The sequence below is a fragment of the Rhodococcus sp. 008 genome (assembly GCF_001682295.1).
Taxonomy (GTDB): domain Bacteria; phylum Actinomycetota; class Actinomycetes; order Mycobacteriales; family Mycobacteriaceae; genus Rhodococcus_F; species Rhodococcus_F qingshengii.
This window is the reverse complement of sequence record NZ_CP012749.1, coordinates 5,716,932-5,733,992: the sequence shown is the minus strand read 5'-3', so window position 1 is coordinate 5,733,992 and position 17,061 is coordinate 5,716,932. Positions and strand designations below refer to the sequence as shown.

The following is a 17,061-nucleotide window of genomic DNA, read 5'->3' as shown; positions in this document are numbered from 1 at the left end:
ATGACGGCTCACGGTGACGGAGACGCTCAAAAACACGGCACCAACGAAGGTGCGCTGTGGGGCGGGCGGTTCGAGTCCGGACCGGCCGCTGCCATGGCGGCGCTGAGCAAGTCGACTCACTTCGACTGGGTCCTCGCTCCGTACGACGTGCGGGCGTCGCAGGCGCATGCGCGTGTGCTGAACAAGGCAGGCCTGCTCAGTGAAGCCGACCTCGTGACAATGCTCGACGGTCTCGACCGCCTGGCGGCAGATGTTGCCAGTGGCGCCTTCGGGCCCAGCGAGTCGGACGAGGACGTACACGGCGCACTCGAGCGTGGTCTGATCGAGCGTGTCGGGCCTGAGGTCGGTGGGCGCCTGCGTGCTGGACGTTCGCGAAACGACCAGGTGGCCACGCTGTTCCGCATGTGGCTTCGCGATGCAGTCCGCCGCATCTCCACCGGAGTTCTCGACGTGGTCGACGCATTGGCGACTCAGGCCGGGGCGCATCCGGATGCCGTGATGCCGGGCAAGACGCACCTGCAGGCGGCTCAGCCGGTCCTGTTGGCGCATCACCTGCTCGCTCACGCACATCCACTGTTGCGGGACGTGCAGCGCCTTCGCGACTTCGACGTGCGAGCTGCGGTGTCCCCGTACGGTTCCGGTGCACTGGCCGGTTCCTCACTCGGACTCGATCCCGAAGCGATTGCGGCGGAACTGAAGTTCGACAGCTCGGCCGAGAACTCGATCGACGCAACGGCTTCGCGTGATTTCGCAGCCGAGGCAGCGTTCGTGCTCGCAATGATCGGTGTCGATCTCTCCCGTATGGCGGAAGAGATCATCATCTGGAGCACACCGGAGTTCGGCTACATCACGCTTGCCGACGCGTGGTCGACGGGATCGTCGATCATGCCGCAGAAGAAGAATCCGGATGTCTCGGAACTGACGCGCGGTAAGTCGGGTCGTTTGATCGGCAACCTGACCGGATTGTTGGCGACGCTCAAGGCTCAGCCGCTGGCGTACAACCGCGATCTGCAAGAGGACAAGGAACCGGTTTTCGACTCGGTTGCGCAGCTCGAGATGCTGCTCCCGGCCATCACCGGTCTGGTGCAGACGCTCGAGTTCCACACCGAGCGCATGGCGGAACTAGCTCCGGCAGGGTTCACGTTGGCCACCGACATCGCGGAGTGGATGGTGCGTCAGGGCGTGCCGTTCCGGGTTGCCCACGAGGCTGCCGGAGCGTGCGTGCGTGTCGCCGAAGCACGAGGGGTCGGACTCGAAGATCTCACCGACGAGGAGCTGGCCGGCGTCGACAGCGCGCTGACACCCGCTGTTCGTGAGGTGCTGACAGTCGAGGGTTCCATTGCTTCGCGCAACGCGCGAGGCGGCACTGCGGGGGTGCGGGTTGCCGAGCAGCTGGACGGAGTCAAAGCAGTGGCGCAGTCACTGCGGGAATGGACCCTGTGACCTCGCGGTCACGAGTGTTGTCGCTCTCTTTTCGGCAGTAGTCCTTCGGTCGTACGCGGTCAGGTAGCAGAATTTGCTCCCTGACCGCGTACGCGTATTCATCGTCAGTAGGCTTGTCGCGCGCGGGAAAAATGAGACTGACGTCACATGGTGAGTAACTTGGGAGTGAAATGGTGGGATTGAATTCCAAGTCTGTGCTGGGCCCGATTCGTCGGGTGGTTGCGACAGCACAAAACGGCCTCGAGGTCGTCCGGTTGGGTGGGCTGGAAACGGATGCGACCACGTCGCCGTTCGAGATCGTCGAACGCGCAGCGATGTATCGGCTACGGCGCTACTTCCCGGACAGTGACCCGGAAACCGTCGGCGCACCGATCTTGCTGATCCCGCCGATGATGATGTCGGCGAACGTGTACGACGTGACCCGTGACCAGGGCGCTGTGGGAATTCTGCACGAGATGGGCCTTGATCCCTGGGTCGTCGATTTCGGTTCGCCCGACTCCGAAGAGGGCGGTTGGGATCGTAACCTCGCCGATCACATCATCGCTCTCAGCGACATCGTCGATCACATCCACCGTCACACCGGAAAAGATGTTCACATCTCCGGTTATTCGCAGGGTGGCATGTTCGCCTATCAGGCTGCCGCGTATCGGCGTAGTCGAAACATCGCCAGCGTCATCACCTTCGGCAGTCCGGTCGACACACTCGCCGCGCTACCCTTCGGCATCCCGGCGGGATTGGCAACCAAGGGTGCAGATTTCCTCGCCGATCACGTCTTCAATCGCCTGGCGGTCACCGGGTGGATGGCCCGTACCGGGTTCCAGTTGCTCGATCCCGTGAAGACGCTGAAGATGCGCGTCGACTTTCTGCTTCAACTGCACGACCGGGAGGCGTTGCTTCCGCGGGAGCAGCAACGACGCTTCCTCGCGACCGAGGGTTGGGTCGCGTGGTCGGGGCCCGCGGTAGCCGAACTGCTCAAGCAGTTCATCGTGCACAACCGAATGATGACCGGTGGGTTCGTCATCAAGGATCAATTGGTCTCGCTCGCCGAGATCACCTGCCCCATCCTGGCATTCGTCGGCGAGGTCGACGACATCGGTCAGCCGCAAGCGGTTCGAGGCATCAGTCAAGCCGCTCCGCGGGCGAAGGTCTACGAATCTACCTTGCGTGCAGGCCATTTCGGTTTGGTTGTCGGTTCCACTGCGGCCAATCACACCTGGCCGACCACCGGTGAATTCGTACAGTGGACCGAGACGGGTGGACCCCTCCCGGACCGTATCGCGAACATGGTCTACGGCGCCGACCTCGAAGACCAGACCGGTGTGTCGATCAGCAATCGGATCATCCACACCGTCGCCTCGGTCGCTGAAGTAGGTGCAGGAGTCACCAAGGGAATCAGTGACCTTGCCGCCGGTGCGTTGCGCGGCACTTTCGAATTGTCGGGAGAAGCGGCACGAGCGTTGCCACGTCTGGCTCGACTCAACCAGATTCAGCCGCACACCAAGATCTCGCTGAGCCAGTTGCTGGCGGAGCAGCGTCGAAAGGCGCCGAACGGCGAGTGCTTCCTCTTCGACAATCGCGTGCACACCTATGAAGCGGTCAACGCGCGTATCGACAATGTCGTGCGTGGATTGATCTCCGTGGGAGTGCGTCCGGCAGCGCATGTCGGTGTCCTGATGGAGACCCGCCCCAGCGCACTCGCGGCCATCGCGGCCCTGTCGCGACTTGGTGCCGTCGCGGTCATGCTTCCGCCAGGCTCCGACATAACGGCGGCGGTCAAGCTGGGGTCGGTCGATCGGATCATCACCGATCCGGAAAACGTCGATGCTGCAGTGGTTACCGGTCGGCCGGTACTGGTGCTCGGCGGCGGCGATGCCCGTGGCCTCGAGGTGGATCCGTCACACGACGTGATCGATCTCGAACAAATCGATCCGACGAAGGTCAATCTGCCCGGGTGGTACCGACCGGATCCCGGTGTCGCCCGCGAACTCGCCTTCATCATCTTTGCGGAATCCGGCGGTGTGCTCGAGGCCAAGCAGATCACCAACTACCGGTGGGCACTGTCGGCCTTCGGCACGGCCACGGCGGCAGATCTCGATCGCGGTGACACCGTGTACTGCCTTGCACCACTCCATCATTCGTCGAGTCTGCTCGCGACCATCGGTGGTGCCATGGCCGGTGGCTCACGCATTGCGCTCTCACGTGGACTGAACCCCGCGAGGTTCGTCGAGGAAATCCACCGCTACGGCGTGACGGTCGTGAGTTACACGTGGTCGATGATGCGCGAGATACTCGACGAGGATCTTCTTCTCATCGACGGTAGTCATCCGGTCCGCCTGTTCATCGGTTCGGGCATGCCCCATGGTCTGTGGAAGCGGACAACGGAGGCGTTCGACCCCGCGCAGGTACTCGAGTTCTATGCGTCGACCGAAGGCGACGTGATTCTTGCCAATGTTGCAGGCTCCAAAGTTGGTTCCAAGGGGCGCCCACTGCCGGGTAGTGCGCAGGTGCGGTTGGCGGCATACGACCCGCTGAGTGGTCGGCTCCTCGAGAACGGAAACGGATTTGTCCGTGAGTGCGCCGAAGACGAGGTCGGATTGCTGCTCGGGCGCGCGGGATTCACCGCCGATCTCTCGGGCGGAGCCATGCGAGGTCTCTTCCAAGCCGGCGATTCGTGGATTCCCACCGAAAATCTCTTCCGCCGGGACGCCGACGGCGACTACTGGCTGATCGACCACAAGAACACGGTCATTTCCACGCTCCGCGGTCCCGTGTTCACCCAGCCGATCGTCGACGCGTTGTCGAGTGTGGCGCGGGTGGATCTTGCCGTCGCATACGGAGTCGGTGACGCGCCGCATCAGCTGGCGGTCGCTGCCGTGACATGGCGTCCGGGACGGCAGTTCCGTTCTGCCGAGCTTGCAGAGGCCCTCTCGCGCATCGCTTTCGACGCTCGTCCGGATATCGTGCACGTGGTTGACGAGATCCCGGTGGGTTCGTCGTACCGTCCGAGCTCAACTGCTTTGGCTGCGGCCGGATTGCCGGCGCCGGGGCCACGGACCTGGTTCCTCGATTCCGAGTCGCAGTCGTACAAGCGGCTGACCAAGGCAATTGCCGCGCAGTTGATGCCGACGAGGGTGAGCACCGGAGCACGGTAGCCTGAGGACATTCTGTTTGATCGGTTCGAGAGGACTCACGTGGCTATTGATTCGACGTTGCTCAGCATTTTGGCCTGCCCCCAGGACAAAGGCCCGCTGTTGCTGGTCGGGGACGAGTTGCTCTACAACCCGCGCCTGCGGCGTGCCTACCCGATCGAGAACGGCATTCCCGTTCTGTTGATCGACGAGGCACGCGATGTGGCGGACGACGAGCACGAGAAGTTGCTCGCGCGGGCTGAAGGCTAGATCGGTAATTCACCGGTCAGGTACCGCTGGAGGTTCGGAGCCACCAGCGGTACCAAAGCGTCAAAGCTCAATGATGCGAGTGGTTCGAGTCCGAGCACATATCGCGTGACAAGCAGTCCGGCCATCTGAGAGGCCACCAATTCCGCTCTGATCAAGCCGGTACCAGGTGGTGTGTCCACCCGCGGAATGATGTCGCGCAATACGACATCGAGCAGAAAGCTCTGGATCAGCTGCGATCCGTCGCCGGAAATGGCTGATCGAAAAGCCGCCAGAATCGCCGGCTGATGTTCCGAATCCCATAGCCCGATCACCGCCCGGAGAAGGCTTTCGCCGAGGTTTTCGGTCGGGGAGGTGTGAACCGGTCCCAGTACCTTTGCTGGATCGATCGGTAGCGCGATCGCAGCGGTGAACAACTGCTCCTTGCTCCCGAAATGGTGATGAATCATAGCCGGATCGACGTCAGCGGCCGCAGCTATCGATCGAACGGTTGTTCGTCGAAAACCGTTCTGGGAGAACGCCCGTCGCGCCGAATCGAGGATCTGCGCGCGAGTCTCCGACTTGCCCGGTCGTCGCCCCGAACGAATCGGTGCAGGACTCGTGTCCTTGTCGGTCATGGAGTGCGGCGATCGAGTGTGGCCGCGGCCAGCGAGAGTGCGGCGGCGGCGAAGCCCGCCATGACGGCGAGATCACGCCACATCTGACCCGTCGCGTCGGCATGCATCGACACTTGCTGAAGTGCGTCGACGGCGTAGCTCAAGGGGAGGACGTTGCTGATCCATTCGAGCCAGGTCGGCAATTGGTCGCGCGGTACCAGGAGTCCGCAGAGGAAGAGCTGTGGAACCACAACTACCGGCATGAATTGCACCGCTTGGAACTCGGTCTTCGCGAATGCGCTGGCCAACAGGCCTAGCGCAACGCCCAGTATTGCGCCGAGAACTGCAATGACGATGACCCAGGCAAGACTGCCGGCGATGGTGAGTCCGAGGAATCCGAAAGCAACCGCGCACGCGAGAGCTGCTTGAGCGGCGGCGGAGAGCGAAAATGCCGCCCCGTATCCGGCGAGAAGGTCGAGTTTGCCCATCGGTGTGGTGAGCAGGCGTTCGAGGGTTCCTGTACTGCGTTCGCGCTGCATGGCGATGGATGTGACCAGGAACATCACCACAAACGGCAAGATTCCCAACATCGTGATCGCCACTCGTTGGAAGAGCGAAACCTGGCCGGGTGGCGTCGGGACGTCTTGGTAGAGGAAATACAGCAAAATCATCAACAACGACGGGACCAACAAGATCATGGCCACCGTGCGATGGTCCTGGCGGAGCTGAAGCAGAATGCGTACGGTCGTAGCGCCGAAGATCCTGATGCTCATGATATTTCACCTCCGACGGGTGAAGTCCGAATCAGCTCGAGAAAGGCGTCCTCGAGCCGTTCACATCTGGTTTTGGCGCGCAATTCATCGGGTGTGAGTTGAGCGAGGAGGTACCCGTCTCGCATCAGGATCAGCTCAGCGCAGTGGTCGGCCTCATCCATGACGTGGCTCGAGACCAACAGGGTGGTTCCGCTGCGAGCAAGGTCAGCGAATCGTTCCCACAATTCGACGCGAAGCACCGGATCGAGGCCGACGGTCGGTTCGTCGAGGATCAACACATCAGGTGACGCCACCAACGCGCAAGCCAGCGAGACTCGCCCGCGTTGACCACCAGACAGATCGGCGGCGGTCTGGTCGGCGTATCGGCTCAATCCGACGGCGTCGACCGCTGCTGCGACGTCTGCGCCGGATTTTCCGTACAGAGCGCCGAAATACTGAACATTTCGCGTGACCGTCAGGTCGCCGTACACACTGGGGGATTGGGTGACGTACCCGATCCGACGGCGAAGGGCAACGGACCCGGCGCGATCTCCCAGGACTCTGACCTCACCGCTTTCGACGATCTGCGTTCCGACTATCGCGCGCATGAGGGTTGTCTTGCCGCAACCGGAGGGTCCGAGCAGTCCGGTGATCGATCCTGCTGATACCTGCAGGTCAAGCGAGTGAAGAACTTCGTGCTTGCCGCGAATGACTCGTAGTCCGCGGATGTCTATTGCCGGCGTTGTGGTCACGGTTCGCCTCGTTTCAATAATTCATCACTTGTTGAATTATGCGACTCGGCCGACCGATGAGTCAACGGCGTGGGCACAATCGAAGGGTGAGCATCGAGACCTTGGAAAATGTGGAGAACCCGTTGGAAGCGGGCCTGACAATTCTCGGCTCGACCCTGACCGTCGACGACATCTCGCTGAGGATCGTCGAGGTCGAGGCGTACGGAGGGGAGAAGGACGGGCCATGGCCGGATCCGGCAGCACATTCGTATCGGGGGAGAACGCCGCGGAACAGCGTGATGTTCGGGCGGGCGGGGCGTCTCTACGTCTACCGCAGCTATGGAATGCACTTTTGTATGAACATCTCGCACGGCCCGGATGGTGTCGCGGGTGGTGTTCTGCTCCGAGCGGCCGAAATCGAGGCCGGTCACGATGTGGTGTCTGCTCGGAGATCGCCGGACCGGCCGTCTCACCAATGGGCCAGAGGGCCGGGTAATCTCGGTGCTTCTGTCGCAATCACGTTGGCGGACAACGGAACAGACGTGTTCAACCCTGCCTCTCGGATTCGGCTCGAATTGGGGGAGTCGAAGGAATGGGTCAGTGGACCGCGGGTGGGGGTCAGTACCGCGGCGGAGGTTCCGTGGCGCCTGTGGATTCCGGACTCGCGAGCGGTGTCCGCGTATCGCCGAAGCCCGCGAGCGCCGGTCATTTCGTGAAGATGGGATGATCGAGTCCGTGACTGAGAATATTCTCGACGAACTGACCTGGCGCGGGCTGATCGCCCAATCAACCGATCTCGACGCTTTGCGTAAAGATCTCGAGGCCGGACCGGTCACGTTGTATGCGGGCTTCGACCCGACAGGACCGAGCCTGCACGCAGGTCACCTGGTTCCGCTCCTCGCGCTCAAGCGGTTTCAGCGCGCCGGCAACCGCCCGATCGTTCTTGCCGGCGGTGCAACGGGCCTGATCGGAGACCCCCGTGACGTCGGGGAACGGACGATGAACTCCGCCGATACCGTCGCGGACTGGGCAGGTCGCATCCGTGGTCAGCTCGAACGATTCGTGGATTTCGACGATTCGCCGACGAGCGCGGTCATCGAGAACAACATGAACTGGACCGGCAAGATGTCGGCCATCGACTTCCTGCGTGATGTCGGTAAACACTTCTCCGTGAACGTCATGCTTGCGCGTGACACCGTGAAGCGTCGTCTCGAGTCGGACGGGATGTCGTACACCGAGTTCAGCTACATGCTGCTCCAGGCCAACGACTACCTGCACTTGCGACGCGATCTCGGCTGCACTCTGCAGGTCGGCGGGTCCGATCAGTGGGGCAACATCATTGCCGGCGTCGAACTCAACCGTCGTGTCGACGGTGAAAGCGTTCATGCAATGACGGTTCCGCTGGTGACCTCGGCCGATGGCAAAAAGTTCGGAAAGTCGACCGGTGGCGGAAGTTTGTGGCTCGACCCCGAGATGACCAGCCCGTACGCCTGGTACCAGTACTTCGTGAACACTGGCGACGCCGACGTGATCAAGTACCTGCGCTGGTTCACCTTCCTGACTGCGGACGAACTCGCGGAGCTGGAGACTGCAACAGCGGAGCGGCCGCATGCGCGAGAAGCGCAGAAGCGACTTGCCGCGGAGATGACGACCTTGGTTCACGGGGAACACAACACCCGTGCTGTCGAGCTCGCCAGTCAGGCGTTGTTCGGCAAGGCGGAGCTGGCGGAACTCGACGAGTCGACGCTAGCCGCGGCGCTGAAAGAAGCATCGGTCAGCGAATTGGCGCCGGGGGAGCCGCGCACGATCATCGATCTGCTCGTGACGAGCGGCTTGTGCGAGAGCAAGGGGGCCGCTCGACGCGCCGTGAAAGAGGGCGGTGCTTCGGTGAACAACCAGAAGGTGTCGGCCGACGACTGGGAGCCCACCGCATCCGATCTGCTTCACGGCAGCTGGTTGGTCGTCCGGCGCGGAAAGCGCAACTTCGCCGGCGTGAGAATCCTTCCGAACTGACGTGTGTGGGGTCACAGTTGTCTTGCGGGGCTCCTGTGGCCGCTGGTGGCCCGCCTCCGGGCGGGCTACCAGCGGATTTAACCTGTCGAACATCTGCGACCTGCACGTTTGACGCTCAGTTTTCATTCGCGTAACTTTGTCCAAGTCAGAGCGACACGGACACCAACCCCGACCGACAGGCCGGGGAAACGCGGTTGGACGAAGTCGGAGACAATCACGCTCAGCGGGAACTTGCTTCCTTGGAGCGAACAAGCTAAGATTGTAACCCTTGCCCCGAAGCTTTCAACCTGGTTGAAGTGATGGTGTGTGCGTGTTCTTTGAGAACTCAACAGTGTGTCGATGAATGTCAGTGCCAAATTTTTTTTGGTACTTCACATCCGCGAATGATCAACCGCCTCTTGGGGTTTGGTTGGTTTGTGTGTGGTGTGAGTATTTTTCGTCGGTGATTGTTCATTCTTCCGTCTGAATGGTTGCCGACACATTTTTTGCTAGTTGAGTTTTTTTGCTAGTGATTTGACTCTTTTTGTCTATGACTGATTAGCAGTTTCGGCTGTGAAATCTAGAGTCTTCAACGGAGAGTTTGATCCTGGCTCAGGACGAACGCTGGCGGCGTGCTTAACACATGCAAGTCGAGCGGTAAGGCCTTTCGGGGTACACGAGCGGCGAACGGGTGAGTAACACGTGGGTGATCTGCCCTGCACTTCGGGATAAGCCTGGGAAACTGGGTCTAATACCGGATATGACCTCCTATCGCATGGTGGGTGGTGGAAAGATTTATCGGTGCAGGATGGGCCCGCGGCCTATCAGCTTGTTGGTGGGGTAATGGCCTACCAAGGCGACGACGGGTAGCCGACCTGAGAGGGTGACCGGCCACACTGGGACTGAGACACGGCCCAGACTCCTACGGGAGGCAGCAGTGGGGAATATTGCACAATGGGCGAAAGCCTGATGCAGCGACGCCGCGTGAGGGATGACGGCCTTCGGGTTGTAAACCTCTTTCAGCAGGGACGAAGCGCAAGTGACGGTACCTGCAGAAGAAGCACCGGCTAACTACGTGCCAGCAGCCGCGGTAATACGTAGGGTGCAAGCGTTGTCCGGAATTACTGGGCGTAAAGAGTTCGTAGGCGGTTTGTCGCGTCGTTTGTGAAAACCAGCAGCTCAACTGCTGGCTTGCAGGCGATACGGGCAGACTTGAGTACTGCAGGGGAGACTGGAATTCCTGGTGTAGCGGTGAAATGCGCAGATATCAGGAGGAACACCGGTGGCGAAGGCGGGTCTCTGGGCAGTAACTGACGCTGAGGAACGAAAGCGTGGGTAGCGAACAGGATTAGATACCCTGGTAGTCCACGCCGTAAACGGTGGGCGCTAGGTGTGGGTTCCTTCCACGGAATCCGTGCCGTAGCTAACGCATTAAGCGCCCCGCCTGGGGAGTACGGCCGCAAGGCTAAAACTCAAAGGAATTGACGGGGGCCCGCACAAGCGGCGGAGCATGTGGATTAATTCGATGCAACGCGAAGAACCTTACCTGGGTTTGACATATACCGGAAAGCTGCAGAGATGTGGCCCCCCTTGTGGTCGGTATACAGGTGGTGCATGGCTGTCGTCAGCTCGTGTCGTGAGATGTTGGGTTAAGTCCCGCAACGAGCGCAACCCCTATCTTATGTTGCCAGCACGTTATGGTGGGGACTCGTAAGAGACTGCCGGGGTCAACTCGGAGGAAGGTGGGGACGACGTCAAGTCATCATGCCCCTTATGTCCAGGGCTTCACACATGCTACAATGGCCAGTACAGAGGGCTGCGAGACCGTGAGGTGGAGCGAATCCCTTAAAGCTGGTCTCAGTTCGGATCGGGGTCTGCAACTCGACCCCGTGAAGTCGGAGTCGCTAGTAATCGCAGATCAGCAACGCTGCGGTGAATACGTTCCCGGGCCTTGTACACACCGCCCGTCACGTCATGAAAGTCGGTAACACCCGAAGCCGGTGGCTTAACCCCTTGTGGGAGGGAGCCGTCGAAGGTGGGATCGGCGATTGGGACGAAGTCGTAACAAGGTAGCCGTACCGGAAGGTGCGGCTGGATCACCTCCTTTCTAAGGAGCATCTCTTTCGCTCGCTGCACACAGGTGTGGTTGAGGAAAGCAGAGGCCATTTCGTTCCCGTATGTGGAACGGTGGTTGCTCATGGGTGGACGCTGACAAGCATTCGTTTTCGTTACTGCCGGCCTCAGTGCTGGTGGGAGAACAAATTATATCGGCATACTGTTGGGTCCTGAGAGAACACGCGAGTGTTTCCTCGAAGGAAGTAACGACAAATGACTGCTGCAGTCATACCGCAAGAATTATTCGTGAGAATGGTTTTTGTTGGTGTCTGCGTGAGGTAGTTGTTTGTGTGTTGTTTGAGAACTGCACAGTGGACGCGAGCATCTTTGTTGTAAGTAATGAAGAGCGTACGGTGGATGCCTTGGCACCAGGAGCCGATGAAGGACGTAGGAGGCTGCGATAAGCCTCGGGGAGCTGTCAACCGAGCTGTGATCCGAGGATGTCCGAATGGGGAAACCCAGCACGAGTGATGTCGTGTTACCCGCGCCTGAATATATAGGGCGTGTGGAGGGAACGTGGGGAAGTGAAACATCTCAGTACCCACAGGAAGAGAAAACAACCGTGATTCCGTGAGTAGTGGCGAGCGAAAGCGGAAGAGGCTAAACCATGGGTGTGTGATAGCCGGCAGGCGTTGCATTCGTGGGGTTGTGGGGTTCATTTTGTCTGTTCTGCCGAGCAGGCCAACAGTAAGAAATCACAGGGTTAGTGGAAGTGGTCTGGAACGGCCTGTCGTAGAGGGTGAGAATCCCGTACACGAAAACTTTGTGACTGTTGTAATGGAAACCCAAGTAGCACCGGGCCCGTGAAATCTGGTGTGAATCTGTCGGGACCACCCGATAAGCCTGAATACTCCCTGGTGACCGATAGCGGACTAGTACCGTGAGGGAAAGGTGAAAAGTACCCCGGGAGGGGAGTGAAATAGTACCTGAAACCGTGCGCTTACAATCCGTCAGAGCCTTCGAGCAGTTTACTGCTGGGGGTGATGGCGTGCCTTTTGAAGAATGAGCCTGCGAGTTAGTGGCATGTCGCGAGGTTAACCCGTGTGGGGTAGCCGTAGCGAAAGCGAGTCCGAATAGGGCGATCGTAGTGGCATGCTCTAGACCCGAAGCGGAGTGATCTACCCATGGCCAGGTTGAAGCGACGGTAAGACGTCGTGGAGGACCGAACCCACTTAGGTTGAAAACTGAGGGGATGAGTTGTGGGTAGGGGTGAAAGGCCAATCAAACTCCGTGATAGCTGGTTCTCCCCGAAATGCATTTAGGTGCAGCGTCGCGTGTTTCTCACCGGAGGTAGAGCTACTGGATGGTCTAGGGGGCCCACAAGCTTACCGAAATCAGCCAAACTCCGAATGCCGGTGAGTGAGAGCGCGGCAGTGAGACTGCGGGCGATAAGGTTCGTAGTCGAGAGGGAAACAGCCCAGATCGCCAGCTAAGGTCCCTAAGCGTGTACTAAGTGGAAAAGGATGTGGGGTCGCGAAGACAACCAGGAGGTTGGCTTAGAAGCAGCCACCCTTGAAAGAGTGCGTAATAGCTCACTGGTCAAGTGATCCTGCGCCGACAATGTAGCGGGGCTCAAGTACACCACCGAAGCTGCGGCATTCACGCAATAGCCCCCAGTTGATCCAAGGATTTTCTGGCAGGTGTGTGGATGGGTAGGGGAGCGTCGTGTGGCCATGGAAGCGGCAGGGTGACCTAGCCGTGGAGGCCACACGAGTGAGAATGCAGGCATGAGTAGCGAAAGACGAGTGAGAAACTCGTCCGCCGAATGACCAAGGGTTCCTGGGCCAGGTTAATCCGCCCAGGGTGAGTCGGGACCTAAGACGAGGCCGACAGGCGTAGCCGATGGACAACGGGTTGATATTCCCGTACCCGTGTGAACGCGCCCATGGTGAATCAGTGATACTAACCATCCTGAAGCCACGAGAAGACCTTCGGGTCTCGAGTTGGTGGATGCATGGGACCTGATCTGGTAGTAGCCAAGCGATGGGGTGACGCAGGAAGGTAGCTGAGCCAGTCAGTGGTAATACTGGTGTAAGCGTGTAGGGCGTGACCTAGGCAAATCCGGGTCGCACATAGCCTGAGACGTGATGCGTAGCCGATTGAGGCGAATTCAGTGATCCTATGCTGCCGAGAAAAGCCTCTAGCGAGCTTTCACACGGCCCGTACCCCAAACCGACACAGGTGGTCAGGTAGAGAATACTAAGGCGATCGAGATAACTATGGTTAAGGAACTCGGCAAAATGCCCCCGTAACTTCGGGAGAAGGGGGGCCCTGTCTGGTGACGACATTTACTGTCTGAGCTGGGTGGGGCCGCAGAGACCAGTGAGAAGCGACTGTTTACTAAAAACACAGGTCCGTGCGAAGTCGTAAGACGATGTATACGGACTGACGCCTGCCCGGTGCTGGAAGGTTAAGAGGACCGGTTAGTTCCTTCGGGAGCGAAGCTGAGAATTTAAGCCCCAGTAAACGGCGGTGGTAACTATAACCATCCTAAGGTAGCGAAATTCCTTGTCGGGTAAGTTCCGACCTGCACGAATGGCGTAACGACTTCTCAGCTGTCTCAACCGTAGACTCGGCGAAATTGCATTACGAGTAAAGATGCTCGTTACGCGCGGCAGGACGAAAAGACCCCGGGACCTTCACTACAGCTTGGTATTGGTGTTCGGTTCGGTTTGTGTAGGATAGGTGGGAGACTGTGAAACGGTGACGCCAGTTATCGTGGAGTCGTTGTTGAAATACCACTCTGATCGAATTGGACCTCTAACCTCGGACCATGATCTGGTTCAGGGACAGTGCCTGGTGGGTAGTTTAACTGGGGCGGTTGCCTCCCAAAATGTAACGGAGGCGCCCAAAGGTTCCCTCAGCCTGGTTGGCAATCAGGTGTCGAGTGCAAGTGCACAAGGGAGCTTGACTGTGAGACTGACAGGTCGAGCAGGGACGAAAGTCGGGACTAGTGATCCGGCACCGGCAAGTGGAAGCGGTGTCGCTCAACGGATAAAAGGTACCCCGGGGATAACAGGCTGATCTTCCCCAAGAGTCCATATCGACGGGATGGTTTGGCACCTCGATGTCGGCTCGTCGCATCCTGGGGCTGGAGTAGGTCCCAAGGGTTGGGCTGTTCGCCCATTAAAGCGGCACGCGAGCTGGGTTTAGAACGTCGTGAGACAGTTCGGTCTCTATCCGCCGCGCGCGTTAGAAACTTGAGGAAGGCTGTCCCTAGTACGAGAGGACCGGGACGGACGAACCTCTGGTGTGCCAGTTGTTCCGCCAGGAGCACCGCTGGTTAGCTACGTTCGGAAGGGATAACCGCTGAAAGCATCTAAGCGGGAAGCCTGTTCCAAGATGAGGTTTCTCACCCCCTCGAGGGGGTAAGGCCCCCGGCAGACCACCGGGTTGATAGGCCAGAACTGGAAGTGCAGTAATGCATGCAGGTGACTGGTACTAATAGGCCGAGGACTTACCACAAAGAAGCTACGCGTCCACTGTGCGGTATCTGAAACAACACACAGATACTGATGAGAAACCCTGTTTTCTCCATCCCCCAACACCAGAAACTGGTGTTGACGGGTGGTGAAACCAGGTGATCAGAAGAAGGTTACTGTGACAGTTTCATAGAGTTACGGCGGTCATAGCGAAGGGGAAACGCCCGGTCCCATTCCGAACCCGGAAGCTAAGCCCTTCAGCGCCGATGGTACTGCACTCGACAGGGTGTGGGAGAGTAGGACACCGCCGAACACCCGTTAACCGAAAGGGGACCCAACATATTGGGTCCCCTTTCGTGCGTTGTATGAGAGGAATGACTGTGTCGGAGAATGGCGACGAGCGTCGGTCCTTCCGTGGGGGAGGAGCGCCTCGATCAGGTGGCCCCCGTCGTGACAACGACGGGCGTGGATCACGCGGCGCTGCAGGCGGAGACCGCCGCGGTGGTGCCGGAGACAACAACCGTGGCGGTGCTGGAAACAGTAACCGCGGCGGCGGATTCAACGGCGGACAGCGTCGCGGCGGCGAGGGTGGGTTCACCCCTCGTGGACGCGATGGCGACCGCAACCGTCAGCAAGCACGACCTGACGAACCGGATTTGCCCGACAACGTAGAGCCCACGGAGTTGGACCCAGCCGTTCGTCGGGATCTGCTCAGCCTCGACAAGGACAACGCCAACACAGTTGCGCGTCACCTCGTCATGGCGGGCAAGCTCGTCGACGAAGATCCGGAACTCGCACTGCTCCACGCTCGCGCTGCCCGTCAGCGCGCCGGCCGAATTGCGGTCGTTCGTGAAGCTGCCGGAATCACCGCGTACCACGCCGGTGAATGGGCTGAAGCTCTCTCCGAGCTTCGTGCTGCCCGTCGAATGGCTGGCGGACCGGGTCTGATCGCTGTCATGGCCGACTGCGAACGCGGTTTGGGTCGACCAGAACGCGCGATCGAGCTCGGCCGTAGCGACGAGGCTGCCCTGCTTTCGGGCGACGAGGCGTCTGAGTTGAGGATCGTCGTCGCAGGCGCCCGCATGGATCTCGGTCAGTTCGATCAGGCAGTTGTCACACTGCAGACCAAGGATCTGGACGCAGCGCGTACCGGTGAAGCTGCGGCTCGGCTGTTCTACGCCTACGCCGATGCCCTCGTTGCAGCTGGTCGTGTCGAAGACGGACTGAAGTGGTTCCTCAACGCTGCAGCTGCTGACCTCGAGGGTGACACGGATGCTGAAGAACGGGTGGCCGAGTTGACCGGAGAAGATCAGTGACCGTGCTTCGTACTCAGTACGACGTACTTTTGCTCGATCTCGATGGCACTCTGTACGCCGGAGCTCATGCGATTCCCGGCACCCAGGCCGCTCTCGGTCAGGGCACGCAGGCCTTGTACTACGTGACCAACAATGCGAGTCGCTCGCCTTCGGCAGTGTCGGCGCATCTGACCGAACTCGGTTTCGATTCCGAAGACGATCGTGTCGTCACCAGTTCTCAGACGGCAGTGCGTCTGCTGTCGGAGCGTCTCGAACCCGGTGCCGCTGTGCTCGTCGTCGGTACCGACGCATTGGCCGACGAGGTGACGCGCGTCGGGTTGCTTCCGGTGCGCGAATTCGCGGATTCTCCGGTTGCTGTCGTTCAAGGACATTCGACGGAGACCAACTGGTCGATCCTTGCCGAGGCGTGCTTGGCGATCCGGGCCGGTGCGCTGTGGGTAGCGGCAAACCTGGACACAACACTGCCGTCGGAGCGGGGTTTGGTGCTGGGCAACGGCTCGATGGTGGCAGCTCTACGCGCTGCGACCAAGCAGGAACCGTTGGTGGCAGGTAAGCCTGCTGCACCGCTGATGGAGGACGCGCTCGCTCGCAGTGGGTGCTCGCGTCCACTGGTGGTCGGTGATCGTTTGGACACCGATATCGAAGGCGCACACGCTGTTTCGATCGACTCGTTGTTGGTTCTCACCGGTGTGAGCACGCCGGGTGACGTACTGCGGGCTCCGGTTGAGCAGCGCCCCACCTACATTGCAGCAACTCTGGATTCGCTCAATCAGCCGGCCGTCGAATCGCTGGTCGGTGCGGACTCCAAGTGGTCTGTCTCCGTGAACGGGTCGGCGCTGGTTGTCGACGGCCCGGTTGTCGGGGACGAGATGTCGCTTCTACGCGCGGTTGCGCCTGTCGCATGGGCTAATCCGTCGTTCCGGACCCTGGAAGCGTCGGATGCCGGCGTGGCGGATCTGTTTGCATCCTGGCTCGTCTGATCTCTCGCAAATGTGTTCGACTCGCGGGGGTGTGGGTGTATGCGTAACCGAGAGTCATGCACTAACGTTGTGCCCGATGAGCACGCCGACACCGCACCCCGGAAACACGAGTAACGGATCTCCGTTGCCCGGGCCACGCCCTTCCGTCGATCCGGAACGCATACGTTCTGACGTCGACGGTTTGCTGGCGCGCCTCGGTGGCATCGAACAGGATCCGAACGATCAGCACGGAGCAGGTGTGATTCCGCAGAAGGCACATATTTTGGAACAGGCACACGAGGTGCTCGTCCAGGCACTCGCCTCTGTGGACAGGGCTTGA

Annotated in this window: 11 protein-coding genes and 3 rRNA genes; 11 read left to right on the top strand and 3 right to left on the bottom strand. The window is 59.9% G+C overall.

Annotation, left to right across the window (positions count from 1 at the left end):
* From argH to AOT96_RS26535, 3 genes are all read left to right on the top strand, one after another.
* Positions 1-1,443, top strand: a complete 1,443-nt coding sequence (gene argH, locus AOT96_RS26545; protein WP_003944092.1) for an argininosuccinate lyase — start codon at positions 1-3, stop codon at positions 1,441-1,443.
* Positions 1,444-1,613: 170 nt separating this feature from the next.
* On the top strand, positions 1,614-4,595 hold the full coding sequence (locus AOT96_RS26540) for an acyl-CoA synthetase (protein WP_021334041.1): 2,982 nt from the start codon (positions 1,614-1,616) through the stop codon (positions 4,593-4,595).
* A gap of 39 nt (positions 4,596-4,634) precedes the next feature.
* Positions 4,635-4,841: a Trm112 family protein gene (locus tag AOT96_RS26535; RefSeq protein WP_003944045.1), complete on the top strand. Its 207-nt coding sequence runs from the start codon at positions 4,635-4,637 to the stop codon at positions 4,839-4,841.
* Here the strand turns inward: AOT96_RS26535 and AOT96_RS26530 are convergent.
* The 3 genes from AOT96_RS26530 to AOT96_RS26520 are packed head-to-tail and all read right to left on the bottom strand — an operon-like array spanning position 4,838 to position 6,938.
* Positions 4,838-5,455, bottom strand: a complete 618-nt coding sequence (locus AOT96_RS26530) for a TetR/AcrR family transcriptional regulator (protein WP_058037511.1) — start codon at positions 5,453-5,455, stop codon at positions 4,838-4,840. The two genes, AOT96_RS26535 and AOT96_RS26530, sit on opposite strands and share 4 nt — an antisense overlap.
* Entirely contained in the window at positions 5,452-6,207 is a 756-nt protein-coding gene (locus AOT96_RS26525; RefSeq protein ID WP_065352509.1) for an ABC transporter permease, read from the bottom strand. The genes AOT96_RS26530 and AOT96_RS26525 overlap by 4 nt, the downstream gene beginning before the upstream one ends.
* On the bottom strand, positions 6,204-6,938 hold the full coding sequence (locus AOT96_RS26520; protein ID WP_058037510.1) for an ABC transporter ATP-binding protein: 735 nt from the start codon (positions 6,936-6,938) through the stop codon (positions 6,204-6,206). Before AOT96_RS26520 ends, AOT96_RS26525 begins: the two co-directional genes overlap by 4 nt.
* Positions 6,939-7,024: 86 nt before the next feature.
* Here AOT96_RS26520 and AOT96_RS26515 point away from each other — a divergent pair, with 86 nt between their 5' ends.
* The 8 genes from AOT96_RS26515 (at position 7,025) to AOT96_RS26475 (ending at position 17,061) form a co-directional block, all read left to right on the top strand.
* Positions 7,025-7,633 carry a DNA-3-methyladenine glycosylase gene (locus tag AOT96_RS26515; protein WP_065352508.1) on the top strand — a complete coding sequence of 203 codons (609 nt, stop codon included), beginning with the start codon at positions 7,025-7,027 and terminating at the stop codon, positions 7,631-7,633.
* 19 nt (positions 7,634-7,652) lie between these two features.
* A complete protein-coding gene (gene tyrS, locus AOT96_RS26510; protein ID WP_007736194.1) occupies positions 7,653-8,930 on the top strand; it encodes a tyrosine--tRNA ligase in 1,278 nt (425 codons plus the stop codon).
* 568 nt (positions 8,931-9,498) lie between these two features.
* Positions 9,499-11,016: ribosomal RNA gene (locus AOT96_RS26505) — 16S ribosomal RNA — on the top strand.
* 338 nt (positions 11,017-11,354) lie between these two features.
* A 23S ribosomal RNA gene (locus AOT96_RS26500) occupies positions 11,355-14,489 on the top strand.
* A gap of 153 nt (positions 14,490-14,642) precedes the next feature.
* Positions 14,643-14,759, top strand: a 5S ribosomal RNA gene (rrf, locus tag AOT96_RS26495).
* The 16S, 23S and 5S rRNA genes sit together here, the layout of an rRNA operon.
* 61 nt (positions 14,760-14,820) lie before the next feature.
* A complete protein-coding gene (locus AOT96_RS26485; RefSeq protein WP_073513327.1) occupies positions 14,821-15,762 on the top strand; it encodes a hypothetical protein in 942 nt (313 codons plus the stop codon).
* Positions 15,759-16,742 (top strand): HAD-IIA family hydrolase, encoded by a 984-nt coding sequence (locus AOT96_RS26480; RefSeq protein WP_030537495.1) that lies wholly within the window; start codon positions 15,759-15,761, stop codon positions 16,740-16,742. The genes AOT96_RS26485 and AOT96_RS26480 overlap by 4 nt, the downstream gene beginning before the upstream one ends.
* 76 nt (positions 16,743-16,818) lie before the next feature.
* Positions 16,819-17,061, top strand: a complete 243-nt coding sequence (locus AOT96_RS26475; RefSeq protein WP_003946140.1) for a hypothetical protein — start codon at positions 16,819-16,821, stop codon at positions 17,059-17,061.